This is a genomic window from Comamonas sp. JUb58, from assembly GCF_004364775.1.
Lineage (GTDB): Bacteria > Pseudomonadota > Gammaproteobacteria > Burkholderiales > Burkholderiaceae_C > Comamonas.
The window spans coordinates 107,179-133,774 of the sequence record NZ_SOAL01000010.1 but is presented as its reverse complement, the minus strand read 5'-3'; the positions used below and the strand labels follow the sequence as shown (position 1 = coordinate 133,774).

Below are 26,596 nucleotides of genomic sequence, written 5' to 3'. Positions count from 1 at the left end.
TAGCGCGCAAGCGGCCACTGCTAAGGCGTTGACAACCTTAGTGCTTTTGTTGAATTGATTTGGCCCGGGTGACACATGTAAAACCGGTCTTTACCGCTAGCGCTGGCGGGCGTTCTGTGCCAAGCAGGGATAATGGCGGCCATGTCCGAAGTTCTTGATAAACCGAATCTGTTCCAGCGTCTGATGCCGATGCTGCGCGGTTATGACTGGCCACTGATTTTCATCATCGGCATGCTAGCCGCCATCGGACTGACGGCCATGTATTCCGCCGGTTTTGACCACGGCACCCGTTTTTCTGACCATGGCCGCAACATGCTGCTGGCGCTGGGCATCTTGCTGGTCGTATCCCAGATTCCGCCGCACCGGCTGGCCAGCTTTGCCTTGCCCCTGTATGGCCTGGGCGTTGCCTTGCTGGTGGCGGTGGCGCTGTTTGGCATCACCAAGAAGGGCGCGCAGCGCTGGGTGAACCTGGGCATCGTCATTCAGCCCAGTGAGCTGCTGAAGATTGCGATGCCGCTGATGCTGGCCTGGTGGTTCCAGCGCCGCGAAGGGGCCTTGCGCCCGGCCGATTTTGTCGTGGCGTTTGCGATCCTGGTGATTCCGGTCGGCCTGATCATGAAACAGCCGGATCTGGGAACATCGCTGTTGGTGATGGCCGCCGGCCTGGCGGTGATCTATTTTGCCGGCCTGTCCTGGAAACTGATCATCCCGCCGGTGCTGCTGGGCGTGATCGGGCTGCTGCTGATCGCCATCTATGGCCACCACCTCTGTGAAGACGGCATGGACCTGGTGGTGCTGCATGAATACCAACGCCAGCGCGTCTGTACCTTGCTCGACCCGACCCGCGACCCATTGGGCAAGGGCTTTCACATCATCCAGGGGATGATCGCCATTGGCTCGGGCGGCTTTATGGGCAAGGGCTTCATGGCGGGCACGCAGACCCATCTGGAGTTCATCCCCGAGCGCACCACCGACTTTATCTTTGCCGCGTTTTCCGAAGAGTTCGGCCTGGCCGGCAATCTGCTGCTGATCTTTTTCTTCCTGCTGCTGGTCTGGCGCGGCCTGGCCATTGCGATGCGCGCACCGACTTTGTTTGGCCGGCTGATGGCGGGTGCGGTGGCGATGATCTTTTTCACCTATGCCTTTGTCAACATGGGCATGGTCAGCGGCATCCTGCCGGTCGTGGGCGTGCCCTTGCCCTTTGTCAGCTACGGGGGCACGGCCATGGTCACCCTGGGGCTTGCGCTGGGGATTTTGATGTCGGTCGCCAGATCGCAGCGCCAGCTGGCGCGGGAGCAGGCGCCGCGGCTATGAGCCCCGTTGGGGAGGGCTGGCAGGGGCTCTGCCATTGAAAACACCCCCGCCAGCCGCAGATACGGAAGAGGTCGCGGCGGGTTTGCTGGCCGCCGCAAATCAACGCATGTGCCCACGGCCATTGCGCAAGCCCTAAAATCGTCCCTATGAATGCACCTTTTGACCTTGCTGTGGCCAAGCCGCTGGCGGCTTCTACCGAACAACGACTGGATATAGCGCGCAGCCTGCTGCTGACGCCTTTTGGTCTGGATGACAGCCATCTGGCGCGCGCGCTGGCGGATATCCGCGCCCACAAGGTGGACGATGCAGACCTCTACTTCCAGTACACCCGGGCCGAAGGCTGGAGTCTGGAAGAGGGCATCGTCAAGACCGGCTCCTTCTCGATCGACCAGGGCGTGGGCGTGCGTGCCGTCGCCGGTGAGAAGACGGCCTTTGCCTATTCGGACGACATCTCGCTGGCATCGCTGCTGGATGCCGCACACACGGTGCGCAGCATTGGCGCACAAAGCCAGTCGCGCCAGGTACGCGTGCCGAGCAAGAAGATTGCGCTGAGCCGCTCGCTCTACCCCGATCTGGACCCGATCTCCACCCTCGACAGCACCGCCAAAGTGGCCTTGCTGGAAAAGGTCGAGAAACTGGCCCGTGCCAAGGATCCGCGCGTCAAGCAGGTGATGGCCGGCCTGGCTGCCGAGCACGATGTGGTGCTGGTCGCCCGCGCCGATGGCACCCTGGCGGCCGATGTGCGCCCGCTGGTGCGTCTGTCGGTCACGGTAATCGCCGAGAGCAAGAGCCGCCGCGAAGTGGGCTCGGCCGGCGGCGGTGGCCGTTTCGGTCTGGCCTATTTTGATGATGAGCTGGTGCAGCAGTATGTGGACGAGGCCGTCAAGGCGGCCCTGGTCAACCTGGAATCGCGCCCCGCGCCTGCCGGCGTGATGACCGTGGTGTTGGGCCCAGGCTGGCCCGGCGTGTTGCTGCACGAGGCGGTGGGCCATGGCCTGGAAGGCGACTTCAACCGCAAGGGCTCGAGCGCCTTCAGCGGCATGATCGGACAGCGCGTGGCCGCCAAGGGCGTGACGGTGCTGGACGACGGCACCATTGCCGACCGCCGTGGCTCGCTGAATGTGGACGACGAGGGCCAACCGACCCAGCGCAATGTGCTGATCGAGGACGGCATCTTGAAGGGCTATATCCAGGATGCGATGAATGCGCGCCTGATGAAGGTCAAGCCCACCGGCAATGGCCGGCGCGAGAGCTATGCGCACATTCCCATGCCGCGCATGACCAATACCTACATGCTGGGTGGCGACAAGGATCCGCAGGAAATCATCGCCTCGATGCAAAAGGGCTTGTACGCGACCAATTTTGGTGGCGGCCAGGTTGACATCACCAGCGGCAAGTTTGTGTTCTCGGCCAGCGAAGCCTATTGGGTCGAGAACGGCAAGATCCAGTACCCCGTCAAGGGCGCCACCATTGTGGGCAGCGGCCCTGAGTGCCTGAAGCATGTCAGCATGATCGGCAACGACATGCGCCTGGACAGCGGCGTGGGCACCTGCGGCAAGGAAGGCCAGAGCGTGCCAGTCGGTGTGGGCCAACCGACCATGCGTATCGATGGTTTGACGGTGGGCGGTACGGCCTGAGCGTCACAAATAGCCGCTGCTTAGGCGGCGGCTCATGCCAGAATCAACCAAACGCCTGCGCGGTTTCTGCCGCGCAGGCGTTTGTTTTTTGACATCTTTCCGTAGTGTGCCTTTGTTGGTTGCGCAATAAAACTGTGTATAGGAACAAATTGTCAAAGTAATAATGTGATTTAAACTTTGAAATCTGGTTTTTTGCAATTTTTGTGCGTTTTGTACAAAATGATGAATTCCGTCGCTCCCGGATGTGGTACATTGAAAAACATGCAAGCACGTAGCGCTTTTTACTTTTACTTTTGGTTCTCTGTCCAAGGCGGACGAGAGGTCTAAAAGCGCGCGAGCACCTAAACCTCCAGACAACCGCCGAAGCTGAAAAGCCCGGCGGTTTTTTGTTGCATAAACCACCCACACATTCAGGATCCTCAGATGACTCAGCAAGCCCAACCCACAAGCGATGCTTGGTATCGCGGTGTCGAGAAAACAAGCCAAACCGACGACCAACGTATCAAGGACATTACTGTGCTGCCGCCACCCGAGCATCTGATTCGCTTCTTTCCCATCAACGGAACGCCCGTTGAATCGCTGATCAGCAACACCCGCCAAAACATCCACAACATCATGTCCGGCGCGGATGACCGCCTGCTGGTCATCATCGGCCCCTGCTCGATCCATGATCCGCAAGCCGCGCTGGAATACGCCCGCCGCCTCAAGGCCGTGCGCAAGCAGTACGAAGGTACCTTGGAGATCGTCATGCGGGTCTACTTCGAAAAGCCCCGCACGACGGTGGGCTGGAAGGGCCTGATCAACGACCCCTACCTCGACGAGAGCTACCGCATCGACGAAGGCCTGCGCATTGCACGCCAGCTGCTGATCGAGATCAACCGCCAGGGTGTGCCCGCCGGCAGCGAGTTCCTGGACATGATCTCGCCCCAGTACATTGGCGACCTGATCAGCTGGGGCGCGATCGGCGCGCGCACCACCGAGAGCCAGGTGCACCGCGAGTTGGCCTCGGGTATCTCCGCGCCGGTGGGCTTCAAGAATGGTACCGACGGCAATATCCGCATTGCCACCGACGCCATCCAGTCGGCCAGCCGCCCGCACCACTTCCTGTCGGTGCACAAGAACGGCCAGGTCGCCATCGTGCACACCAAGGGCAATACCAACTGCCACGTGATCCTGCGCGGCGGCAAGACACCCAACTACGACGCCGCGCATGTGGCCGCCGCCTGCAAGGACCTGGAGGCCGCGCACCTGCCCGCCACCTTGATGGTGGACTGCAGCCATGCCAACAGCAGCAAGCAGCATGAGAAGCAAAAAGAGGTGGCGCGCGATATCGCGCAGCAGATCGAAGGCGGCTCGCGCAGCGTCTTTGGCGTGATGATCGAGAGCCACCTGCAAGCCGGTGCGCAAAAGTTCACCCCAGGAAAGAACGATCCGGACAGCCTGGAATACGGCAAGAGCATCACCGATGCCTGCCTGGGCTGGGAGGATTCGCTGGAGACCTTGGCCGAGCTGTCCGAAGCGGTGCAGGCCCGCCGCGTGCGCGCAAACACCGAGGAGACCGCCGCTGCAACGGTGTAAGCTGGCGGCTTTGGGGCGGCAGCCGTCCGCCCCGTTTGCACCACCAATAAGGGATTGTCATGCGCAATGAAGTACGGGTTCTGCTGGAGGATGGGCAAGAATTTGTCCATGGCTTTGACAGTGCGGAGGCCATGTCCAACGAAGACGGGCGCCGCTGGCTGGACCAGGAATTTCTGCGCATGGACTGTGAACCGCTGCGCGCCAGCGGCAAGGTTCTGATCGTCGACAAGGTGGTCGTCGTCGCCAAGGCGGCCGGCGCGCAGTTGCTGAGCGATGCCCAGTGGCTGGCCCAATTTGCCCGCGCCAGCGTGGGCGCGGTAGGCCGCCCCACGGTGGTGGTGAACACCAAGGCAATGACGGCGTCGTTTTAAGAACCAGTACGCCAACTCCCTGCTGCTGATGGCTGAACCCGTGTGTTCGCTCAGCCCGTCTCAAAAAACCTACTCGTAAAACAGTGGGTTTTTTCTATTGTGGAGAATGCATTGTTAAGCATTCGCTATGGATGGCGAATGGGAAACGGTGTCGCTTGCACGATGGCTGCACCTGAAAGATGGCTCTGGAGGGTGGGTGGATGCGAATCCTGTTGGTGGAGGATGAACAAGAACTGGCGCACTGGCTGGCCCGAAGCCTGGCGCAGCAGTCCGGCATCGTGGTGGACTGGGCAGGCGATGGGCTCATGGCAGACCTGCGCCTGCAGCAGGAAGACTTTGATGCGGTGGTGCTCGATCTGGGGCTGCCCGGCATTGATGGCCACACCGTGCTGGAGCGCATGCGTGAGCGTGATGACCGCACGCCGGTGATGGTGCTGACTGCGCGCGACTCTTTGGCCGAGCGCGTAGGCACGCTCAAAAACGGTGCGGATGACTTTCTGGCCAAACCCTTTTTGCTGGACGAGTTGGAAGCGCGCCTGCAAGCCTTGGTGCGGCGCAGCCGGGGCCGAGAGCACCCTCGACTCTCCTGTGGGCCTTTGCAGTTCGATCTGGCTGCACAGCGCTTTTCCATGGAGGGTGCCACTTTGCCGCTGACACGCCGCGAGCATGCAGTGTTGCTGGCGCTGATCCAGCGCAGCGGCGAGCCAGTGGGCAAACAAAGCATTTTGGACCGGGTGTTCATCGGCGACCGGGATGTGAATCTCCAGGTCATCGAGGTGATGGTATTCCGCCTGCGCAAGAAGCTGGTTGGCCGTGGCGTTCAGATTGTTACCTTGCGCGGCCTGGGCTACTGCCTCGAAGAAGTGCCGAGCGAGGTGACCACCGACCTTGCACTGCAGTCTCCGTGAGCTGGCCGAAGATCGACCTCAGCGAGCTCGCACAATGGGGCAGCCGTTCGCTGAAAGCTGCGTTGCTGGTGTGGCTGGTGCCGGGTTTGCTGGTGGGCATGGGGGGCAGCCTGCTCTGGTCCACCTACAGCTTGCGCACCCAGGTCGATGAGGCCTATGACCGCGCACTGGCGGGCGCATTGCGCGCGATCAACTACAACATCTCTACGGCCAGCGGCGGCCTGAGTGTGGAGCAGCCGTATTTGCTGTTGGAGTTTTTCGAGTTGACGGTCAACGGCCGCGTGTACTTTCGGGTCGCGTCCGAGGACGGCCTGGTCGAGATCGGCAACCCGGCCCTGCCTTTGCCAGAGGGTGAGCTGGAGCTCGATGTGCCGCAGTTCTATGACGCGGTGTACCTGAACGAGCCGATTCGTGTGGCCGCGTGGGCGCACCTCGCGCAGCCGGCGATCTCGGGCCAACCGCAGAGCCGCATCGTCGTGCAGGTGGCAGAAAATCTTCGGGAGCGCGCCTTGGTGGAAAGGCGCATGGTGGCGCGCGCCGTCCTGCGTGATGTGCTTCTGGTCGGCATCAGCGTGGTGTTGCTGGTGGCGGGTGTGGTGCGTGCGCTCCAACCATTGAAGCGCCTGCGTCAGCGTCTGGATGCGCGGGCCTGGGATGACCTGTCTCCCATCGATGCGGCCAGCCTGCCTGCTGAGGTGCGGCCCCTGGTGCAATCGCTGAACCACTTGGTGGAGCGCTATGCCCACAGTGCCGCTGCCCAGCGGCAGTTTCTGGATGATGCCTCTCACCAGCTGCGCACGCCGCTGGCTTTGCTGCGCACCCAGATGGGCTATGCACTGCGCGAACGTGATCCGGCCCAGATGCGCGCTGCTTTGCATGCCATGCAGGACGGGCTTGGCCGGGCCGAGCGCCTGACCCAGCAAATGCTGGCACTGGCACGCGCGCGAGATGCCGGGGCGGCCGCCAGCATCCATTCGCAGTTTGCTGATGTCGATGTGGTAGCGCTGGCCGAGCAAGTCGTTAAAACGCTGTGGCCGCTGGCACGCGCCAAGCAGATTGACCTGGGGCTGGATGTGAGGGCAGCAGCAGACCACCAAGGCTGCCAGGTGAAGGCCTTGGAGTGGCTGCTGCGCGAGGCCATCAGCAACTTGGTGGACAACGCCATTCGCTACACACCGGCGGGCGGTCAGGTCACCGTGCAGGTGCTGGGCGATGCCGCCTCTGTTGCCTTGGTGGTCATTGACAGCGGTGGAGGCATGAGCGACCACGACAGGGCGCAGGCTGGCAGCCGGTTCCGGCGCGGCACTGCGGGAAGGAACCAGCAGGGCGCCGGCCTGGGCCTGGCCATCGTGCAGACCATTGCCCAGATGCATGGCGCTGCGTTGACGCTGAGCAATGGCTGCGACGCACAGGGGCAACTGGGTTTGCATTACCGCTTCAGGATGCGGCGGACGAATGCCGACTTGGGAATAACCCTGGATTGAAAGGCTATTGAAAGCGATAAATGTTTAGTCTTTGTCTACCTTGGTGCTGAGCTTTTCAGCCGACCAGGTTTCGCGTTTGGTGAAAGGTGCCCGCCCCGTCTCGGTTGAGCCACCTTTTGATTCCAGCGCCCACCCCATAACAGGAGACAAAGCCTATGTTTTCAAGCCGTTCATCAAGCCGGGCATCGCGCCTTTTTATCAGCGCTGCCCTGGCTGCGAGCACCCTGGTGCCAGCGATGGCGCAGGCAGAGCCGCGCCGCCCGGAATGCATTGCCCCTGCCCAGCCCGGTGGCGGCTTTGACCTGACCTGCCGCCTGGCCCAGACGGGAATGCGCGAGTCCAAAGCACTGCAGCGGCCGATGCGCATCGTCTATATGCCTGGCGGCATTGGCGCAGTGGCCTACAACAGCATCATCACCCAGCGGCCAGCCGATGGCAGCGCCATAGCCGCCTTCTCCAGTGGCTCACTGCTCAACCTGGCACAGGGCAAATTTGGCAAATACAGCGTGGATGATGTGCGCTGGCTTGCGACCGTGGGAGCGGATTACGGCGTGGCGGTAGTGCGGGCAGATTCTCCACACCAGGATCTCAAGGGCTTGATGGCTGCTTTCAAGGAAGACCCCAGCAAGATTGTGCTGGGCGCTGGCGGCTCCATCGGTAGCCAGGACTGGATGAAGGCGGCGCTGACGGCGCGCGCCGCCGGCGTGGACTACAAGAAAATGCGCTTTGTCGCTTTTGAAGGCGGTGGTGAAGCGGTGACTGCGCTGCGCGGTGGCCATGTCCAGGCCTTTATGGGTGATGCGGCCGAAGCTGTGACCATGCTCGACGGCGGTGCGCCTATCCGCGTGCTGGCGGTGTTCCATTCCGAGCGCTTGCCCGGCAAGCTGGCCGACGTGCCTACCGCTGCTGAGCAGGGCTTCAACATCGAGTGGCCGATCATCCGAGGCTTTTACGTCGGACCCAAGGTATCGGATGCCGATTACCAGTGGTGGAAGAAGGCGTTTGACAAAGCCATGGCAACGCCTGAGTTCAGCAAGGCACAGGCGCAGCTGGGTCTCATGCCGTTCAACAAGACCGGGGCCGAGCTCGACAGCTATGTGAAAGCCCGCACCCAGCACTACACCGAGCTGGCCACCTCCTTTGACCTGATCAAGTAAGGCTCGCAGCGGCCACGGCGCAGGCGCGCCTGGCCCGCTGCGCTTCCCACTCTTGCAGAAAGATAGCTATGGTTCTGAATGATCGCACCCTGGGCGTGGCGGCACTGCTGCTCGCAGCCTTTCTGGCGTGGTTTGGACACGGATTGGAGGCAGCATTTGCCTATGAGCCCGTGGGCCCGCGCGCCTTTCCCTTGTTGTTGGCCGCCGTGATTGGCCTGTGTGGCCTGCGCCTGATCGTGAAGGGCGGCAACCCGGCTGCGCCCAACCCACCGGGCGCCAATAGCCGCATCGCGGTGATGGTGCTGCTGGTGCTGGTGTATGCCTGGCTGTTCCAGGTTATTGGTTTTGTCTTGGCCACGGCAGTGGTTGCTGCCTGCGTGGGGCGTCTCTTTGGTGGCAGTTGGCTGCAATGCAGCATTGGCGGGGCCAGCCTGAGCCTGCTGTTTTATTTTCTGTTTGACCGTTTGCTGGACGTGGTGCTGCCGCTGGGCTGGCTGGAGGGTCTGTTATGAGTTCGATGCTGGATAACCTCGCCCTGGGGTTTGGTGTTGCCTTCTCGGGCACCAACCTGCTGGTGGCCCTGATTGGCTCCTTCTTTGGCACCATCGTTGGTGTATTGCCGGGCCTGGGGCCGACCAATGGCGTGGCCATGCTGGTGCCGATTGCCTTTGCGATGGGCCTGCCGCCCGATACCGCCTTGATCTTGCTGGCAGCCGTCTATGTGGGTGCCGAATACGGTGGCCGGATTACCTCGATTCTGATCAATGTGCCCGGCGAAGCCGCTGCGGTGATGACCACCTTGGACGGCTACCCGCTGGCGCGCCAGGGTCTGGGGAGTGTGGCCCTGTCCTTGTCGGCCTGGTCTTCCTTTGTCGGCTCGCTGATCGCGATTGTCGGCATCGCCGCGTTTGCACCGTTCCTGGCGCAGTGGGCCTTGGCATTTGGCCCGGCGGAGTACTTTGTACTGATGGTGTTTGCCTTCTGCGCGCTCACCAGCTTGCTGAGCGAGCAGCCGATCAAAGGGCTTTTGGCGGCGGCCATCGGGCTGTCGATTGCGACCATCGGGGTGGATGCCAATTCCGGCGTTTACCGCTACACCTTTGACATTCCGCACCTGACCGATGGCCTGGATTTCGTCGTGGTGGTCATTGGCTTGTTTGCCGTCGCTGAAATGCTGCAGATGCTGGAGAACAAGCTGTCGGGCCAAAGCGTAGAGGTGCCGCCGAGCCAACGCAAGCTCTTCAATCTGCGCGAGCTGCGTTTTACCTCGGGCAGCACCGCGCGTGGCAGCCTGCTCGGGTTTGTGATGGGCGTACTGCCCGGCGCTGGCGCCAGTGTGGCATCGGCCGTGGCCTATGCCAATGAAAAGCGCTATATAGAAGACAAAGACCCGGACGCCAAGTTTGGCCAGGGGGATATGCGTGGGCTGGCCGCTCCGGAGGCGGCCAACAACAGTGCGGCGACTGGCTCCTTCATCCCCATGCTCACCTTGGGCGTGCCCGGCTCGGGGACGACGGCGGTGATGATGGGCGCGCTGACGCTGTACAACATCACACCCGGCCCGGTGCTGTTTGAGCAGCAGCCCGCGCTGGTCTGGGGGCTGATCGCCTCGCTGTTGATTGCCAATGTGATGCTGCTGGTGATGAACATCCCCATGGTGCGGGTGTTTGCTGCGATGCTGTCCATCCCGGGCTGGCTGCTGGTGCCGGGCATTCTGGCGATCAGCTTCATTGGGGTCTATGCCATCAGTGCCACCACCTTTGACTTGGTGGCGGTGGTGGTCATCGGCGTGATCGGCTACCTGCTGCGCAAGCTTCAGGTGCCGATGGCGCCGATGGTGCTGGGTGTAGTGCTGGGCACTATGATGGAGCAGAACCTGCGGCGTGCGCTGTCCATCACCAATGGCGATGTGTCCATCCTCTGGGCCAGCACCGTCTGCACCATCCTCTGGGTGCTGGCTGCCGCTGTGGTGCTGGGGCCCATGGGCTACCGTTGGTGGGTCAAGCGCAAGCGGGCAGAGCCATCTGCCACTTGATGGCTGCACAGTGCGCTATTAGTAGAAAGGCGAGCACCTGGGGCTCGCCTTTTTCTTGGAGAGGGCGGACGCGCAGACCGATCAGTTGCGGGCGGCGAGCGCTTTTAGCAATTTGTCGTGGATACCGCCAAAGCCGCCATTGCTCATGCAGACAATCACGTCTCCGGCCTTGGCTGCCTGCAGTACTTGGGCAATCAGGCTGTCGATGTTGTTGGCGGTCTGGGCGCGGGCGCCCATGGAGGCCAGGGCCTGGGCGGCGTCCCAATCCAGGCCGGCGGTGTGGCAAAAGGCCAGGTCGGCCGATTCCAGCGACCAGGGCAGCTGCGACTTCATCGTGCCCAGCTTCATCGTGTTGCTGCGCGGCTCGAACACCGCAAGAATGCGGGTTTGCTTGCCAACTTGCTGGCGCAAGCCATCCAGGGTGGTGCGGATTGCGGTGGGGTGGTGGGCAAAATCGTCATAGACCTGAATACCGGCAGCGGTGCCACGCAATTCCATGCGGCGCTTGACGTTCTGAAAGCGCGACAAGGCCTGGGCCGCCTCTGCAGGCGCCACGCCCACATGCTGGGCGGCGGCAATGGCGGCGAGTGCGTTCATCTGGTTGTGCACGCCGCTCAGGCCCCACTGCACCCTGCCGGCGGGCGCATCTTTATAGAACACCTCAAAGTTCGACGGGTCGCCTTCAGCGCGCATATCGTCGATGGCGGCGCCAAAGCGCACCACTTCGCTCCAGCAGCCTTGGTGCAGCACGCGGGTCAGGCTCTCTTCAACACCATTGGCCACCACGCGGCCGCTGGCGGGCACGGTACGCACCAGGTGGTGGAACTGGCGCTCAATCGCGGCCAGGTCATCAAAGATGTCTGCGTGGTCGAACTCCAGGTTGTTCAGCACCGCCGTGCGGGGGCGGTAGTGCACAAACTTGCTGCGCTTGTCGAAAAAGGCGGTGTCGTACTCGTCGGCCTCGATCACAAACACGGGGCGCGGGTCGCCATCGCCGGGCCGGGTGGGGGCGCCCAGGCGGGCGGAGACGCCAAAATCCAGTGGCACGCCACCGACCAGAAAGCCCGGCTGCAGGCCGGCGGCTTCCAGAATCCAGGTCAGCATCGAGGTCGTAGTGGTCTTGCCATGGGTGCCGGCCACGGCCAGCACATGGCGGCCTTGCAGCACATGCTCGGCCAGCCATTGGGGGCCGCTGGTGTAGGGGGCGCCCGTGTCGAGGATGGCTTCCATCAGCGGAAACTTGGGTGAGCCATCGTCCAGCCGCGCGCGGCTGACCACATTGCCCACCACATACATATCAGGCTGCAGCGCGAGCTGGTCGGCGCCAAAGCCTTCGATCAGCTCGATGCCCAGTGCGCGGAGCTGGTCGCTCATGGGGGGGTAGACGCCGCTGTCGCAGCCCGTGACCTTGTGCCCGGCCTCACGTGCCAGTGCTGCCACGCCACCCATAAAGGTGCCACAGATACCCAGAATATGAATGTGCATGGAGGTCGATTCTACGGTGCGCCCAGGCAGAACCCGCGCTCCCGGCGGCCGTAATTGCAAGCAAGTGCCGCGAGGTCCGGGTAAATCCGACACAATGGAACGCATGAAGACTGATGCAAGCTGGGAAATCGCCAATACCGCCGCACGCATGGTGGTGGAGGAAGGCCTGGAGTGGGGGCCGGCCAAGAAGCGCGCCGTCAAGCAGCTGGGGCTGCCAGGCCGCACGGCGCTGCCCGACAACGATGTGCTGGAAGCGGCGGTGCGCGAGTACCTGGAGCTGTTCTGTGGCGACACCCAGCCCGCCGAGTTGCGCGCCTTGCGCGAGATGGCCGTCGTGTGGATGGAGCGTATGCAGGCCTTTCGGCCCTATTTGGCTGGGGCGGTCTGGAATGGAACGGCCACGCGCCTCTCTGATATATACATACAGTTGTTCTGCGATGACTCCAAATCGGCTGAGATTGCGCTGATTGACCATGGCGTGCGCTATGAGGTATCGTCGATCAACGGTTTCCACGGTGAGACGGTGGATGCCTTGTCGATCAGCAGCTTGTGCAAGCCGCTCAACGAAAGCATTGGTGTGCACTACCTGGTCTATGACCTGGATGACCTGCGCGGTGCCTTGAAGCCCGATGCCCAGGGCCGCACGCCGCGCGGCTCGCTGGAGGCGGTACGCCGCCTGCTGACCCAACCCACGGAGTGATGCCCCATGCCGACACCTGAACGCGCGCCTGTCGATGCAGCGCAAACCTTGCCAGCGCAGAACGCCAGCCGCCGTCGCTTGCTGACCGGTGGCGTGGCGGCGGCCGCTTTGGCCGCCGGTGCGGGCTGGGCCTGGTGGCGCCACCGCCTGGCCGAACCTAACAGCCCCGCGCTGGATGGGCTGTGGAGCCAGGCCTTTGCGGCGCCCGGCGGGCAGGCCGAAGTGCGCATGCAGGCCTTCCAGGGCAGGCCCCTGCTGCTGAACTTTTGGGCTACCTGGTGCCCGCCTTGTGTCGAAGAGCTGCCCATGCTCAACCAGTTCTATGAGGCACAGCGCGCCAAGGGCTGGCAGGTGGTCGGTTTGGCGGTCGACCAGGATGCTGCGGTGCAGCGTTTTCTGCAGCGCACGCCGCTGAACTTCCCCGTCGGCATTGCCGGCATGAGCGGTACGCAGCTGACGCGCGATCTGGGCAATTCTGCGGGCGGCCTACCGTTCACAGTGGTATTTGGTAGGCAAGGTGACGTTCAACATCGTAAAATGGGGCAACTTCTTGCATCTGACTTGCAAAATTGGGCAAGTCTATAAGGTGTGCAAGCCGGGGCGGCAGTATTGCCGTTGATCAAAAATCAAAGATATTGAGTCGAATAGGGCGAAATTGGAGTAAATTTGCGCCCTGTTTGATTTTCTAGCCGTTGGAGCTCCCATGGATTTACGCAAGCTGAAAACCCTGATCGATCTCGTGTCCGAATCGAATGTCTCGGAGTTGGAAATCACCGAAGCAGAAGGCAAGGTTCGCATTGTGAAGGGCGGCGGCGCTGTGGTGCAGCAAGTGATGGCTGCACCTGTGCTGCCCGCTGCAGCCCCCGTGGCAGCCGCGCCCGCTGCTGCCGCTGCGCCGGCAGAAGCTGCACCCGCTGCGGTGCAAGGCCATACGGTCAAGTCGCCGATGGTGGGCACGTTCTACCGTTCGTCGGCACCCGGCGCCAAGGCTTTTGTCGAAGTCGGCAGCCAGGTCAAGGAAGGCGACACCGTGTGCATCATTGAAGCGATGAAGATCCTCAATGAGATCGAAGCCGACAAGACCGGAACGATCAAGCAGATCCTGGGCGAAAACGGCCAGGCCGTGGAATTTGGTCAGCCTTTGTTCATCATTGAATAAGGCCTAGCCCATGTTCAAGAAAATTCTGGTTGCCAACCGCGGAGAGATCGCACTGCGTGTGCAGCGCGCTTGCCGCGAGCTGGGCATCAAGGCCGTGATGGTCTACTCCGAAGCGGACCGCGACGCCAAGTATGTGAAGCTGGCCGATGAGGCCGTCTGCATTGGCCCGGCTCCGTCGGCCCAAAGCTACCTGAACATGCCTGCGATCATCTCGGCTGCCGAGGTGACCGACGCCGAGGCGATCCACCCTGGCTACGGCTTCCTCTCCGAGAACGCCGACTTTGCCGAGCGCGTGGAAAAGAGCGGCTTCCAGTTCATTGGCCCGACGCCCGAGTCCATCCGCATCATGGGTGACAAGGTCTCGGCCAAGCAGGCGATGATCAAGGCTGGCGTGCCCTGCGTGCCGGGCTCCGATGGCGAACTGCCGGACGACCCTGCGCTGATCCGCCGCATTGCCAAGGCCATTGGCTACCCGGTGATCATTAAGGCCGCTGGCGGCGGCGGTGGCCGTGGCATGCGCGTGGTGCACACCGAGGCTGCCCTGGTCAATGCCGTGCAGATGACCAAGGCCGAAGCCGGTGCGGCATTCGGCAATCCTGCGGTGTACATGGAAAAGTACCTGCAGAACCCGCGCCACATCGAAATCCAGGTGATGGCTGACAAGTTCAAGAACGCCGTCTACCTGGGCGAGCGCGATTGCTCCATGCAGCGCCGCCACCAGAAGGTCATCGAAGAGGCGCCGGCCCCTGGCATTCCACGCCGCCTGATCGAGAAGATCGGCGACCGTTGCGTGGCCGCTTGCAAGAAGATCGGCTACCGCGGTGCGGGCACCTTCGAGTTCCTGTACGAAAACGGCGAGTTCTACTTCATCGAAATGAACACCCGCGTGCAGGTGGAGCACCCGGTGACCGAATGGATCACCGGTGTGGACGTGGTCGGCACCCAGATCATGGTGGCTGCTGGCGAGAAACTGCCGTTCACGCAGCGCCAGATCAACGCACAGATGCGCGGTCATGCGATCGAATGCCGGATCAACGCCGAAGATGCCTACAAGTTCACCCCGTCGCCTGGCCGGGTCACCACCTGGCACATGCCTGGCGGCCCTGGTGTGCGCGTGGACTCGCACGTGTATGCAAACTACTTCGTGCCACCGAACTATGATTCGATGATCGGCAAGCTGATCGTCTACGGCGACACCCGCGAGCAAGCCATCGCCCGCATGCGCACCGCGCTGCTGGAGACGGCGGTCGAAGGAATTTCGACCAATATCCCGCTGCACGCTGAACTGATGGTGGATGCCAAGTTCAATGCTGGCGGCACCAATATCCACTATCTGGAAGAGTGGCTGGCTGCGCGCAAGCGTTGACGCGCCCCCTTTCATCGTGATAGATGCTGGCATTTCCAAGGGAATGCCAGCTTTTTGCATTAAGGAAACCCTGTCATGTACGAACTGTGCCTGATGTGCCCGGAAGACCGGGTCGAGAGCGTGAGCGAAGCGCTGGATGCGCTCGATGCGCTCAGCGTCTCGGTCGAAGATGCCGATGCCCAGACCGATGCCGAGCAGGCACTGTTTGGCGAGCCCGGCATGCCGCCGCCCAAGGATGGTTGGCAGCGCAGCCGCATCGTCGCGCTGTTCCCACAGCGCGGTGCGGCCGAAGAGGCGCAGAGCCTGCTGCAGCTGCAGGATTTCTTTGCAGGCTGCAGCCTGCTGGGCATCCGTGAAGTGGCCGAACAGGACTGGGTGCGTCTGACCCAATCGCAGTTCGCGCCGGTGGACATCACCCCGGATTTCTGGATTGTGCCCACCTGGCATGAGCTGCCAGCAGCTGCCACCCGCAGCATCCGCCTGGACCCGGGCCTGGCCTTTGGCACCGGCACCCACCCCACCACCCGCATGTGCCTGCGCTGGATTGCGCAGCGCGGTGCAGAGGGGCAGGACTTGGGCCGCGTGCTGGACTACGGCTGCGGCTCCGGCATTCTGGCCATTGGCGCCGCCAAGTTTGGCGCGCTGGACATTGATGCGGTGGACATCGACACCGCTGCGGTGGAATCGACCGAGTATAACGCCCAGGCCAACCATGTGCAGCTGCGCGCCGGCTTGCCCGATGCGGCCCAGGGCGAGTACCAGACGGTGCTGGCCAACATCCTGGCCACCCCGCTGAAGGTGCTGGCTCCCTTGCTCTGCGCCCATGTTGCACAGGGCGGTCACCTGGTGCTGGCCGGCATTCTGGAGCGCCAGACCGATGAGCTCAAGGCCGCCTATGCGCCTTATCTGCAGCTGGACGTAGCCGATACCGAAGACGGCTGGGTGCTGATGACAGCACGGCGCGCAGCAGATTCCGCCGCCGGAACAGGCCGCTGAACTTCAGACCCTACAATCCACTGCGATGAGCCAGATAACGCGTTGCCCCCAGTGCCAGACCCGCTTCAAGGTGGTGGATGACCAATTGCGCATCTCCGATGGCTGGGTGCGCTGTGGCAAGTGCAAGGCGGTATTTGATGCGCTCACGCACCTGGTAGCCGGTGCGCCGGCGGCAGCGCCCGCCGGCCCGCAGGCACCCGCTGTGGAGCATGCCTCTGTTGCCGCGCCGGCCCCGGAAGCGGCGCAGCCGCAGGTGGCTGCGCCCGTCGTGCCCATGCCCAGCGCCGAGCCGGCGCAGGATGGGGCTGCCGTGCTTCGGACCGAGAACTCGCTGCAGGTCGACCCCAATGCCCAGGTGCCCGAGCTGTCGGTGCTGGTGTTTCCGCGCCGCGCCAATGCCAGCGGGGATTCGGGCTATGTGGACTCGTCCTGGATGCAGGCCTATGAGGAAGAGGCCCAGGCGCAAACCCCGGTCGCGCCCCCTGCAGGCCAGGACCGCAGCGGCCTGGAGAGCGAATGGCAGCCGATGGCGGACCAGCGCCCCGAATCGCTGCGCAGCAGCAAGGTAGATTTTTCGGCCACCGACGACCTGGCAGAGCTGCAAGCCCGCGAGAGCCGATTGCTGGAAGCCATTGCCGAGCGCCAGAAGCCCGCACCAGCGCCTGTGCCGCCAGAGGCAGCGCCCGAGGCCTTACCGCTGGTCGCGGAGGAGGTGGTGGCAGCTGCCGCTGCCCCGGCTGCGAAAGACCTGCAGGTCCAGGAGCCTGCTTCACCTCCGCCGTATTTGAGGCAGAGCAGCGCCCATGATCTGTCCGACCCTGACCCAGTGGCGCGGCAAGAGGATGCGCTGCTGCTGGCGCCCGAGATGGCGGGCAGAAGCATGCACGCCGGCAAAGTGGAGCCCTCGCTGTCCGCGCCGACCAACTATGTGGCGCAGATGGATGAGGCCGTGGCGGCCGCGGATGCCGCAGCTGCCATTGGCATGGATATAGCGGCAGAGCCAGGCTTTGTGCGCGCTGCCAAGCGCAAGGCATTCTGGCGCAAGCCCTGGGTGGTCGTGCTGTCGCTGTTGCTCAGTCTGCTGCTGTTGGCAGCCTTGTTGCTGCAGATCGCGCTGACCCAGCGGGACCGCCTGGCGCTGGCCCAACCCCAGTGGCGGCCAGCACTGCAAGCGGCTTGCCGCCTGGCGGATTGCGAGATTGCGCCGCCTCGGCTGCTGCAGGCCGTCTCTATCGACAGCACCAGTTTCAACGCCGTGGGGGCGCGCCAGTTCCGGCTGCGGGTGGTCTTGCGCAATGGGGCGGACTACCCGGTAGCAGTGCCTGCGTTGGAACTGAGCCTCAATGACGCGGCAGAAAAGCTGGTGCTGCGCCGCGTGCTGAGCCCACAGGAGCTGCAGGCACCGGCCGCGCTGGACGCGCATGGCGAGTGGACGGCCGAGATGGTCATCCAGGTGGCAGAGGCTGCCGGTGATGTGGTGGGCTACCGTGTGCTCGCGTTCTACCCTTGAATTTTTGATAACAGAAAGAATAGCTTCATGGCTTCGCTGATCTGCGGCTCGCTCGCGTTTGACAACATCATGACCTTCTCTGGCCGCTTTGCCGACCAGATCATGCCCGATCAGATTCATATCCTGAACGTGTCCTTTCTGGTGCCGACCTTGCGCCGGGATTTTGGCGGCTGCGCCGGCAATATTGCCTATGCGCTGCACCTGCTGGGCGGCCAGGCCCTGCCGATGGCTGTGGTAGGCCATGACGGTGATGGCTATGTGGCGCATTTCAAGCAGCTGGGCATCGACACGCGCTTCATCAAGAAGCTCGACGACCACTACACCGCTCAGTGCATGATCACCACCGACATGGACAACAACCAGATCACCGCCTTCCACCCCGGCGCGATGATGCAGGCCCATGAAAACATCATCACCAAGGACTGCGGCGCCGCTATTGGCATCGTGGCGCCGGATGGCCGTGATGCCATGCTGCAGCACGCCGAGCAGCTGCATGCCGCCGGTATTCCCTTTGTGTTTGACCCCGGCCAGGGCCTGCCGATGTTCGATGGCAATGACCTGCGCCACTTCATCAGCCTGGCCACCTGGGTGACCGTGAACGACTACGAAGGCAAAATGCTGAGCGAGCGCACCGGTCTGTCGTTTGCCGAGATCTCCACCCAGGTGCAAGGCCTGATGGTGACCCTGGGCGCCGAGGGCTGCGACCTCTGGGAAAACGGTGTGCGGACCCATGTGCCTGGCATCCAGGCTACTGCCGTCGTCGATCCGACCGGCTGTGGCGATGCCTGGCGCGGTGGTTTGCTCTGGGGCCTGGAGCAAGGCCGTCCGCTGCGCAGCTGTGTGGAACTGGGCAACCGCATGGGCGCCTTGAAGATCGCCGCACGCGGCCCGCAAAACTACCAGCTGGATTTTGACCCGGCAGCGGTCTGAGGCGATGGCTCGGCCCCTTTGGGCTGAGCCTTGTCCTCAACCCTTGGCAAAAGCCTCCAGCGTCTCGCCCGTCATCCGGTAGCGAATCCATTCGCTCTGCGGCTTGGCACCCAGGCTGTCATAGAACTGGATCGAGGGCGTGTTCCAGTCCAGCACGCTCCACTCGAAGCGCCCGCAATCCTTGTCCACGGCAATGCGCGCCAGATGGCGCAGCAAGGCCTTGCCCGCGCCACTGCCACGGTGGCTGGGGTCCACATAGAGGTCTTCCAGGTAGAGGCCATTGCGACCCTGCCAGGTGGAGTAGTTGAAGAAATACACCGCAAAGCCAATGGCCTGGCCATCCTGCTCGCAGATCAGGCCATGCGCAGTGGCGCCCGCGTTGAACATGGTCTTGTGCACATGGGCGGGTGTGGAGAGCACCTCGTGCTCGGCGTTCTCATAGACCGCCAGATCGCGCACAAAGCGCAGGATGGTGTTGGTGTCGTCGATGGTGGCGGGACGGATGTGAAGCGCTGTTGTCATAGGTCGGTGGCTAGAGGGTAGCCCTGGCGAGTCAATAAATGCAGGCCGTGCAGCGGGCGGCCTACAGGGTTGGCTGTGGTATGGGGAAGCTTGCGCCCGCGTTGCGTTGGCGCTGCCCATCAATGCGAGGCTGCCACCAGTTTTTGCAGAATCTGGAAATGGTCCTCAAAAAACTCGGCCTCGCGGGCGCGTATCGCATCGATGCTGAGCCAGAAGGCCTCGGCGGCGTCATCGTCGGCGCGCACGGCGGGCTTGGGGCTGCGCTGCAGGTCGAAGTAGTGCACATGGGTGATGGTGCGGCCGCGCTGGCTGCGGTCGGGGTGGTCGAACACGGTCACCGATTGCAGGCTGGCCTGCAACTGCGCTTCGTCCAGCGCGCAATGCGTCTCTTCCTGCAGCTCGCGCAGGCAGGATTGCCAGAGGTTGTCGCGCGGCTCGACAAAGCCGCCGGGCAAAGCCAGCAGGCCTTTGCCGGGCGCATGGCCTCGGCGGATGAGCAGCACCTCGTTGCCGCAGCGCAGCAGCGCATCGACGGTGACAAAGACTGGCGGGTAGGGCGCTGTCGCCCAGGAGGCCTGGTAGCGGCGCAGCATCTGCCATTCGGTTTGCAGTGCGGCGTATTCCGGGGAGCTGCGAAACTGCTGCAGAAACTGCAGCGAGCTGGCTGGCAGCATCTCGGCCAAGGCGGCCAGGCCTGCGGCGGAATCATCGCCTTGCAAGCCAAAGTAGGCGTCGCGGATGGGGGTGGCGTCGATGCTGTTCTGGCGCGGCAGGATGACCAGCTCCCAACCGGGGAAGTGGGCCAGATAGCTGCTGCTTTCGTCCTTGAAATGGCCCACCAGGCCAATGCGGGCACCCGGGCTGCTGTGGCTGGTGACGGCTTCGCGCACGGCAGTCACCCAGCGCGGCTCGTCGTAGTAGTCGCGGATGGGCACAAACATCAGGCGTGCCGCATCGGCGGGGCTCAGCGCTGCAGCAAACATCTGCGCACGCTCTTGCCAGGTGAAGGGGTTCTTGGGGCTGCGGGCCTGCAGTGCAGATCCCAATACCACCACCACCTTGCTGGCGCGGGCAAGTGCCTGCTGCAGCAAGGCCAGGTGGCCCAGGTGCGGCGGCTGGAAGCGGCCAATCAATACGGCCAGGTCATAGTGCTCGGTAGCTGCGGTCATGTCTCGTTGTCTTGGTGCCTGCTGGTGTGCTGGTTGGGGATTATGCGCTGCGGATGCGGCGGGGCGTTTCAGGGGTAGTAGGCCGCAATCGGCATTTGCCGGCCGGTGCCAAAGGCGCGCGGGCGCAGGCGCAGGATGGGTGGCGCCTGGCGGCGCTTGTACTCGCTGCGATGGACCATGCGCTGCACCTTGGCAAGGGTCTGGCGCCCGGCCTCGGTTTGCACAAAGCGATCAACAAACAGGCGGGCGGCGTCGTACTCCAGGCTCGACAGGCGCTGGCCTTCGATGAGGATCTTGAGGATCTCGTCGAGCAGGGCATAGGGCGGCAGGCTGTCCTCGTCCTTCTGGTCGGGGGCCAGCTCGGCCGATGGCGGCTTGTCAATGATGGCTTCGGGGATGATCTCGCGCCCGGCGCTGGCGTTGATATGGCGCGAGAGCGCGAAGACCTCCGTCTTGTACAGGTCGCCGATCAGGCCCAGGCCGCCATTGGTGTCGCCATACAAGGTGCAGTAGCCCACCGAGATCTCGGACTTGTTGCCCGTGGTCAGCAGCAGGTGGCCGAAGGCATTGCTGTACTCCATCAGGATGGTGCCGCGAATGCGGGCCTGGACGTTCTCCAGCGGCAGGCCTTGCAAGGGCGCGCCAAAGCTGGTCTCAAACTGCTGGGCATAGCCCTGCACCAGATCGGCAATCGGGTGCGTGTGCAGCGCAATGCCCAGGTTGCGGCACAGCGCCACCGAATCGTCCACCGAGCCGCTGGAGGAGTAGCGCGAGGGCATCGTGATGCCGACCACGTTCTCGGGTCCGAGCGCCTCGGCCGCCAGTGCTAGGGTCAACGCCGAATCGATACCGCCGGAGCTGCCGACCACCACCTGGCGAAAACCGCAGCGGCGCGCGTAGTCGCGCAGACCCAGAATGATCTGCTGGCGGTAGAACTCCATCGTCGGCAGGCCTTCTGCCGGAGGGGTGGCGGGTCGTGTGCCATCGGGCAGGCAGAAGTCGCCGTTGTCAAAGCCCAGCGTGCAGACGGTTTGCACAAAACGCGGTGCTTCCCAGACGATGCCGCGCTCGGGCTGCACCGCAAACGATGCGCCATCGAACACGATCTGGTCCTGGCCTCCGATCTGGTTGACATACAGGATCGGCAGGCCATGGCGGCGGGCGGCATGGCTGAAGATCTGGTGGCGCTCCTCGCGCTTGCCCAGGTGGCTGGGGCTGGCATTGATGCTGACGACCACATCGGGGGCGGCATCGGCCATGCGCTCGAAGGGGTTGGTGGCGTAGTCGGCGCCGCTGTCGTTCCAGCCGTCCTCACAGATCAGAAAGCCGACCTGCATCTGGCCGATGCGCAGCACCTTGGCCACATCGCGGCCGGGCTCGAAATGGCGCCGTTCGTCAAAGATGTTGTAGGTGGGCAGCAGCTGCTTGTCGTACTGCAGGCGGATGGCGCCGTTGTGCAGCACCAAGAGGCTGTTGTGCAGATGCTTGCCGGGGCCGGCGGCGCGGGTGGGCGCGCCCAGCACCCAGTGCAGCTCGGGCAGCTGCTGGCTCTCTTGCAGCAGCCGCGCAATGCCGGCATCCACACGGGCCAGAAAATCGGGCTCGTCGAGCAGGTCGCCGGGGTAGTAGGCGGTCAGCGACAGCTCGGCAAACACGACCAGTTGCGCGCCGTCGGCCTGCGCCTGGCGGGCGGCGGCCACCATCTGGTCGATGTTGCCGTCCATGTCGCCCACGGTGGGGTTGAGCTGGGCCAGGGTGATCTTGAGCATGGCGGCTCCTTAATGCGTCACATGGAACACTTGCTTGAGGTAGGCCAGGTAGGTCTCGTCATCGCACAGGGTCTTGCCCGGGCTGTCGCTGAGCTTGGCCACCGGCTGGCCGTTGGCATGGGTGAGCTTCATCACGATGTTGAGCTGCTTGAGACCCATGTCATTGGCCAGCTGGGTGCCAATCCCAAAGCCGCACTGGATGCGATCGGCAAAGTGCTGGTAGAGCGCCAGCGCGCTGTCCAGGGTCAGGCCATCGGAGAACACCAGGCGCTTGGCATGCGCATTGATGCGCAGCTTGGCGTAGTGGGCCAGCGCTTTCTCGCCCCATTCATAGGGGTCGCCCGAGTCATGGCGCAAGCCGTCGAAAAGCTTGGCAAAGTACATGTCGAAATCGGCGAGGAAGGCATCCATGCCGACGGTGTCGGTCAGCGCAATACCCAGGTCGCCTCGGTACTCCTGCACCCAGTCTTCCAGCGCGGCGATCTGGAAATCACGCAGGCGCACGCCATGGGCCTGGTAGCTTTGCAGATACTCATGGGCCATGGTGCCGATGGGCACCAGGTTCAGGTCGCGCGCCAGCAGCACGTTGGAGGTGCCTTTGAACCACTGCGCCGTCTGCGTGGCGAAGGCCTGCACCACCTCGCGCTGCCAGGGGGCCGAAAAGCGCCGGCGCACGCCAAAGTCAAACAGCTCGAAGGGGTGGCGGTGCTTGGCCTCTTGCGCCAGCTCCTGCAGTCGCACGATCTTGGCACCCAGGCGCTTGCGCCCTTCGGCCAGCGCGCTGGCCTGGTCAAAGCGTCGGAAGTACAGCTCGTTGACGATGGACAGCACAAAGATCTCGAAGCCCATCACATGCACCTGGGGGCCGTGGGCAACGATATGCAGGCCGTCGCCATCGGGTTCGACCTCGATGAAATCACGTTGGAACTGGAAGATGCGCAGAAAGTCGATGAAGTCGCTCTTCATGAAGCGCAGGCTGGCCAGGTAGTCGAGCTCGTCCTTCTTGAACTTCAGGCTGCACAGCGCATCGATCTCGGCGCGCACTTCGCCCAGCAGATCCACCAGCGGAAACTCGGTCTGCGAGCGGCAGACAAAGCGGTAAGTGGACTGGGTCTGTGGATGGCGATGGAGCATGGCCTGCCACATCGTGAACTTGTACAAATCGGTGTCGAGCAGGCTGGTGATGATGGGCTGCATACCGCGTCTTTCTCTGTCAAAAATGAGAGCTGCCAGCGCCAGTTCAGTCCGTGCTGGCGCGGAAGTATTTATAAATGGAAAGCTGTGCTGGAGCAGCAGCGTACACCGATGGCGCGTATCTGCTGCAAAAAGGTTTCTTGCTCTGCCTCAAAGCCGGCGACCGGGCTCATGCAGTCGGTCAGCAGGACGATGCGCGAGAAATCCTCGGCGCCCCAAAGCGGCACAATATGCTGCACGATGTGTTCGGTGGTGGCGCGCACGCAGTGGCTGCCCGCCTCACCGGCAATCACCAGGGTATCGGCCTGCGCCAGCTGCTGGAGCAGGGCGGTGTTGAGGCCAGTTTCCGCATCCTGCGCATCGGGCACCTCGGCGCAGATGGCGCTGTAGTGCTCGGTGTAGGGGTTCATGCCCTTGAACACATGCTTGACTGCACGCTGGCGTTGGTTTTGCCATTGGCGGCAGGCGTTCAGAATGTCGGCATGCACGCCTTGGCCGATGCTGCCGATCTCGCAGTGCAGCGGCCAGATCATCAAGGTGTAGCGGCCCTGGGCTTCCAGCGCATCCAGGTAGGCGAGGGTCCGGTCCTGCTCGTCCGGGTTGCGGGGCCGGAAGCGGCCGTCGCGCATCTGGGCAGCCGTGATGGCGGTAAAGGGTGGCACTGCGCGGCCATCGCCTTGCTGCCAGAAGGCAGGGTGGGCAATGTCATAGGCCTGGTGGGAGTCGAGCGTGACGGTGATGCCATCGAGTTGCGCAGCATGCTGCAGCAGCCATTGCGCCAGGCGTTGCATGTCGGCATGGGCGCCGGCCACCGGCAGGCTGGGGGCAAATGGCGCGGGGCTTGCCGCGCTGCTGGGGCGCCAGGCTGGCGGCAGATCGCAAAAGTCGTTTTGCGGGTCGATGATAAGCAGCTGTGTGCGTTGGCGCATGTCTTTCTCCTTCGATGTGAGGCAGTCTACGCTTGTTAAAATATTTTTGCAACTAACTAATGAAGAGGACTTGCAACAAATCTTTTGCCTGAAGCCTGTGTTTTTATTGATTCTGGGTAGCTGCAGCGGCATACTGCCTGTCATGAGAAAGACTTGGTACAGAAATGATGCAAAGTGAAACCGCCTTGGGCCAGGTGCTGACCACCGTGGACGTGGTGGTGCTGACCTTGGTGGACGGGGTGCTGAATGTGGTGCTGGTGCAGCGCGAGCGCGCGCCGTTTGCCGGGGTCTGGGCTTTGCCGGGCGGCTATATCCATGCGCAAGAAGACGCCGACGCCCATGCCAGTGCCGCCCGCGTACTGCGCAGCAAGGCGGGGATTGAAGAGGCCTACCTGGAGCAGCTGGCCACGTTTACCGGCCCGGCGCGGGACCCGCGCGGCTGGTCGGTCGCCATCAGCTATTGCGCGCTGATCCCGCAGCAAAAGCTGCCCACGCAAAGGCCGGGGCTGAAGCTGGTGCCCGTCGCTGCCACCGGCCAGCTGCCGTTTGACCATGCACAGATCCTGCAGGCAGCGCTGGCGCGGGTGCGCAGCAAGAGCCAGTACTCCTCGCTGCCAGTGCATTTTTTTGGCGAGAGCTTTACCCTGCCGCAGCTGCAGCAGGTCTATGAAAGCATTCTGGGCGAGCCGCTGAACAAGGTGAGCTTTCGCCGCAAGATGGACGAGCTGGGCATGCTCGAGCCCGTGCCCGGCGAAATGCAGGCCGGTGGCGCGCATCGGCCGGCGCAACTGTACCGGGTGCGGCCGGAGTTCAGGCAGCAGCTGGCGCTGAGTGCCCGGGGATTGTGACTGCGTTGCCTGGACTGACGAGCACCCATGAAAAAATCCGCTGGATCACTCCGAGCGGATTTCTTGTGAAGACAGACCTGAATTACTTCAGACCGGCAGCAGCACGAAGCAGCGCTGCCTTGTCGGTACGTTGGCTTCGGCCGGGCCTTGCGGCCCTTCACATCGCAAGCGATGTGAGCCTTTGCCGAAGAACCGACAAACTCGCTCCGCTCAGGGCCTTACAGGCCCGCAGCAGCGCGCAGCACTGCTGCCTTGTCGGTTCTTTCCCAAGTAAACTCAGGTTCCTCACGGCCAAAGTGGCCATAAGCCGCCGTCTTGCTGTAGATCGGGCGCAGCAGGTCCAGCATCTGGATGATGCCCTTGGGGCGCAGGTCAAAGTGCGCGGCCACCAGCTTGGCGATCTCGGCGTCGGGGATCACGCCGGTGCCTTCGGTGTAGACGGTGATGTTCATCGGGCGGGCCACGCCGATCGCATAGGCCACCTGCACCTGGCACTGGCGCGCCAGACCGGCAGCGACCACGTTCTTGGCGACGTAGCGGGCTGCGTAGGCGGCAGAGCGGTCCACCTTCGTTGGGTCCTTGCCGGAGAAGGCACCGCCGCCGTGGGGGCAGGCACCGCCGTAGGTGTCCACAATGATCTTGCGGCCGGTGAGGCCACAGTCGCCCTGGGGGCCGCCCACGACGAAGCGGCCGGTGGGGTTGATCAGGTACTTGGTGTCCTGCAGCCATTCCGATGGCAGCACGGGCTTGATGATCTCTTCGATGATGGCTTCGGTGAAGCTGGCCTTCATCTTGGTGGCGGTTTCCGACTGGTCGGGGCTGTGCTGGGTGGACAGCACCACGGTGTCGATGCTGTGGGGCTTGCCATCCACATAGCGCATGGTGACCTGGCTCTTGGCGTCAGGGCGCAGGAAAGGCAGACGGCCATCCTTGCGCAGCTGGGCCTGGCGCTCGACCAGACGGTGTGCGTAGTAGATCGGCGCGGGCATCAGCTCGGGCGTTTCGTCGCAGGCATAGCCAAACATCAGGCCCTGGTCGCCGGCACCGGTGTTCAGCTCGTCGTCGCTGGCCTTGTCCACGCCCTGGGCGATGTCCTGGCTTTGCTTGTCGTAGGCCACGAGCACGGCGCAGCCCTTGTAGTCGATGCCGTAGTCGGTGTTGTCGTAGCCGATGCGCTTGATGGTGTCGCGGGCCACCTGGATGTAGTCCACGTTGGCGCCGGTGGTGATCTCACCAGCCAATACCACCAAACCAGTGTTGGTCAGTGTCTCTGCAGCCACGCGGCTGTGTGGATCTTGGGTGAAAATAGCGTCCAAAATCGCATCAGAGATCTGGTCGGCCACTTTATCGGGATGGCCTTCGGAAACTGATTCCGAGGTAAACAGAAAATCGCTGTTTGCCATAAACAAAAAACTCCTTCAAAGCTTGGGCAATTGCGTTGCCCGAGCCTTAAAGGAGCCTGGCGAACGCTTTAGCAGTTTGTTTTTAACGTCGCCCTGCAAGTTGCTCTTTAACTCAGCGACCGACACATTCTA

24 protein-coding genes are annotated in these 26,596 nt (G+C 62.9%); 17 read left to right on the top strand and 7 right to left on the bottom strand.

Features of this window, described 5'->3' with window-relative positions; translation table 11 throughout:
- Nucleotides 1–141 precede the first annotated feature (141 nt).
- The 9 genes from rodA (at nucleotide 142) to EDF71_RS12645 (ending at nucleotide 10,484) form a co-directional block, all read left to right on the top strand.
- The gene (rodA, locus tag EDF71_RS12685) at nucleotides 142–1,314 is read left to right on the top strand and encodes a rod shape-determining protein RodA (RefSeq protein WP_133856948.1); all 1,173 of its coding nucleotides are present in this window, start codon (nucleotides 142–144) and stop codon (nucleotides 1,312–1,314) included.
- A gap of 146 nt (nucleotides 1,315–1,460) precedes the next feature.
- Nucleotides 1,461–2,951: a metalloprotease TldD gene (tldD, locus tag EDF71_RS12680; protein WP_133856947.1), complete on the top strand. Its 1,491-nt coding sequence runs from the start codon at nucleotides 1,461–1,463 to the stop codon at nucleotides 2,949–2,951.
- A gap of 423 nt (nucleotides 2,952–3,374) precedes the next feature.
- Nucleotides 3,375–4,529: a 3-deoxy-7-phosphoheptulonate synthase gene (locus tag EDF71_RS12675; RefSeq protein ID WP_133856946.1), complete on the top strand. Its 1,155-nt coding sequence runs from the start codon at nucleotides 3,375–3,377 to the stop codon at nucleotides 4,527–4,529.
- A gap of 59 nt (nucleotides 4,530–4,588) precedes the next feature.
- Complete coding sequence (locus EDF71_RS12670) at nucleotides 4,589–4,900, top strand: hypothetical protein (protein WP_133856945.1); 312 nt, start codon at nucleotides 4,589–4,591, stop codon at nucleotides 4,898–4,900.
- A 200-nt stretch (nucleotides 4,901–5,100) separates the two neighbouring features.
- Nucleotides 5,101–5,808, top strand: a complete 708-nt coding sequence (locus EDF71_RS12665) for a response regulator (protein ID WP_133856944.1) — start codon at nucleotides 5,101–5,103, stop codon at nucleotides 5,806–5,808.
- Entirely contained in the window at nucleotides 5,805–7,292 is a 1,488-nt protein-coding gene (locus EDF71_RS12660; protein WP_133856943.1) for a sensor histidine kinase, read from the top strand. Before EDF71_RS12665 ends, EDF71_RS12660 begins: the two co-directional genes overlap by 4 nt.
- 236 nt (nucleotides 7,293–7,528) lie before the next feature.
- A complete protein-coding gene (locus tag EDF71_RS12655) occupies nucleotides 7,529–8,449 on the top strand; it encodes a tripartite tricarboxylate transporter substrate binding protein (protein ID WP_243854292.1) in 921 nt (306 codons plus the stop codon).
- Between the two features lie 74 nt (nucleotides 8,450–8,523).
- Nucleotides 8,524–8,961, top strand: coding sequence for a tripartite tricarboxylate transporter TctB family protein (locus EDF71_RS12650; RefSeq protein WP_133857027.1), 438 nt, complete (start codon nucleotides 8,524–8,526; stop codon nucleotides 8,959–8,961).
- Entirely contained in the window at nucleotides 8,958–10,484 is a 1,527-nt protein-coding gene (locus EDF71_RS12645) for a tripartite tricarboxylate transporter permease (protein ID WP_133856941.1), read from the top strand. The genes EDF71_RS12650 and EDF71_RS12645 overlap by 4 nt, the downstream gene beginning before the upstream one ends.
- 81 nt (nucleotides 10,485–10,565) lie before the next feature.
- Here EDF71_RS12645 and mpl read toward each other — a convergent pair whose 3' ends face one another.
- Nucleotides 10,566–11,969: a UDP-N-acetylmuramate:L-alanyl-gamma-D-glutamyl-meso-diaminopimelate ligase gene (mpl, locus tag EDF71_RS12640; protein ID WP_133856940.1), complete on the bottom strand. Its 1,404-nt coding sequence runs from the start codon at nucleotides 11,967–11,969 to the stop codon at nucleotides 10,566–10,568.
- A 103-nt stretch (nucleotides 11,970–12,072) separates the two neighbouring features.
- Between mpl and EDF71_RS12635 the strand changes: the two genes are divergently transcribed.
- The 7 genes from EDF71_RS12635 (at nucleotide 12,073) to EDF71_RS12605 (ending at nucleotide 18,630) form a co-directional block, all read left to right on the top strand.
- Nucleotides 12,073–12,669: a hypothetical protein gene (locus EDF71_RS12635; protein WP_133856939.1), complete on the top strand. Its 597-nt coding sequence runs from the start codon at nucleotides 12,073–12,075 to the stop codon at nucleotides 12,667–12,669.
- A gap of 6 nt (nucleotides 12,670–12,675) precedes the next feature.
- On the top strand, nucleotides 12,676–13,254 hold the full coding sequence (locus EDF71_RS12630) for a TlpA disulfide reductase family protein (RefSeq protein WP_133856938.1): 579 nt from the start codon (nucleotides 12,676–12,678) through the stop codon (nucleotides 13,252–13,254).
- 118 nt (nucleotides 13,255–13,372) lie between these two features.
- A complete protein-coding gene (accB, locus tag EDF71_RS12625) occupies nucleotides 13,373–13,828 on the top strand; it encodes an acetyl-CoA carboxylase biotin carboxyl carrier protein (protein WP_133856937.1) in 456 nt (151 codons plus the stop codon).
- Between the two features lie 10 nt (nucleotides 13,829–13,838).
- A complete protein-coding gene (gene accC, locus EDF71_RS12620; protein ID WP_133856936.1) occupies nucleotides 13,839–15,194 on the top strand; it encodes an acetyl-CoA carboxylase biotin carboxylase subunit in 1,356 nt (451 codons plus the stop codon).
- 75 nt (nucleotides 15,195–15,269) lie between these two features.
- On the top strand, nucleotides 15,270–16,190 hold the full coding sequence (gene prmA, locus EDF71_RS12615) for a 50S ribosomal protein L11 methyltransferase (protein ID WP_133856935.1): 921 nt from the start codon (nucleotides 15,270–15,272) through the stop codon (nucleotides 16,188–16,190).
- Nucleotides 16,191–16,215: 25 nt separating this feature from the next.
- Nucleotides 16,216–17,700, top strand: coding sequence for a zinc-ribbon and DUF3426 domain-containing protein (locus EDF71_RS12610; protein ID WP_133856934.1), 1,485 nt, complete (start codon nucleotides 16,216–16,218; stop codon nucleotides 17,698–17,700).
- Nucleotides 17,701–17,727: 27 nt separating this feature from the next.
- Nucleotides 17,728–18,630 (top strand): carbohydrate kinase family protein, encoded by a 903-nt coding sequence (locus EDF71_RS12605; RefSeq protein ID WP_133856933.1) that lies wholly within the window; start codon nucleotides 17,728–17,730, stop codon nucleotides 18,628–18,630.
- 36 nt (nucleotides 18,631–18,666) lie between these two features.
- Here the strand turns inward: EDF71_RS12605 and EDF71_RS12600 are convergent, their stop codons facing one another.
- From EDF71_RS12600 to EDF71_RS12580, 5 genes are all read right to left on the bottom strand, one after another.
- On the bottom strand, nucleotides 18,667–19,152 hold the full coding sequence (locus tag EDF71_RS12600) for a GNAT family N-acetyltransferase (protein WP_133856932.1): 486 nt from the start codon (nucleotides 19,150–19,152) through the stop codon (nucleotides 18,667–18,669).
- Between the two features lie 119 nt (nucleotides 19,153–19,271).
- Complete coding sequence (locus EDF71_RS12595) at nucleotides 19,272–20,321, bottom strand: bifunctional nicotinamide-nucleotide adenylyltransferase/Nudix hydroxylase (RefSeq protein WP_133856931.1); 1,050 nt, start codon at nucleotides 20,319–20,321, stop codon at nucleotides 19,272–19,274.
- A 68-nt stretch (nucleotides 20,322–20,389) separates the two neighbouring features.
- A complete protein-coding gene (locus EDF71_RS12590) occupies nucleotides 20,390–22,090 on the bottom strand; it encodes an NAD+ synthase (protein ID WP_133856930.1) in 1,701 nt (566 codons plus the stop codon).
- A 9-nt stretch (nucleotides 22,091–22,099) separates the two neighbouring features.
- The gene (gene pncB, locus EDF71_RS12585; RefSeq protein ID WP_133856929.1) at nucleotides 22,100–23,287 is read right to left on the bottom strand and encodes a nicotinate phosphoribosyltransferase; all 1,188 of its coding nucleotides are present in this window, start codon (nucleotides 23,285–23,287) and stop codon (nucleotides 22,100–22,102) included.
- 68 nt (nucleotides 23,288–23,355) lie between these two features.
- A complete protein-coding gene (locus EDF71_RS12580; RefSeq protein ID WP_133856928.1) occupies nucleotides 23,356–24,213 on the bottom strand; it encodes a cysteine hydrolase in 858 nt (285 codons plus the stop codon).
- Between the two features lie 167 nt (nucleotides 24,214–24,380).
- Here EDF71_RS12580 and EDF71_RS12575 point away from each other — a divergent pair, with 167 nt between their 5' ends.
- On the top strand, nucleotides 24,381–25,061 hold the full coding sequence (locus tag EDF71_RS12575; RefSeq protein WP_243854283.1) for an NUDIX domain-containing protein: 681 nt from the start codon (nucleotides 24,381–24,383) through the stop codon (nucleotides 25,059–25,061).
- Nucleotides 25,062–25,279: 218 nt separating this feature from the next.
- On the opposite strand, the gene metK is transcribed toward EDF71_RS12575, so the two are convergent.
- Nucleotides 25,280–26,464, bottom strand: coding sequence for a methionine adenosyltransferase (gene metK / locus EDF71_RS12570; RefSeq protein WP_133856926.1), 1,185 nt, complete (start codon nucleotides 26,462–26,464; stop codon nucleotides 25,280–25,282).
- Between the last annotated feature and the right edge of the window lie 132 nt (nucleotides 26,465–26,596).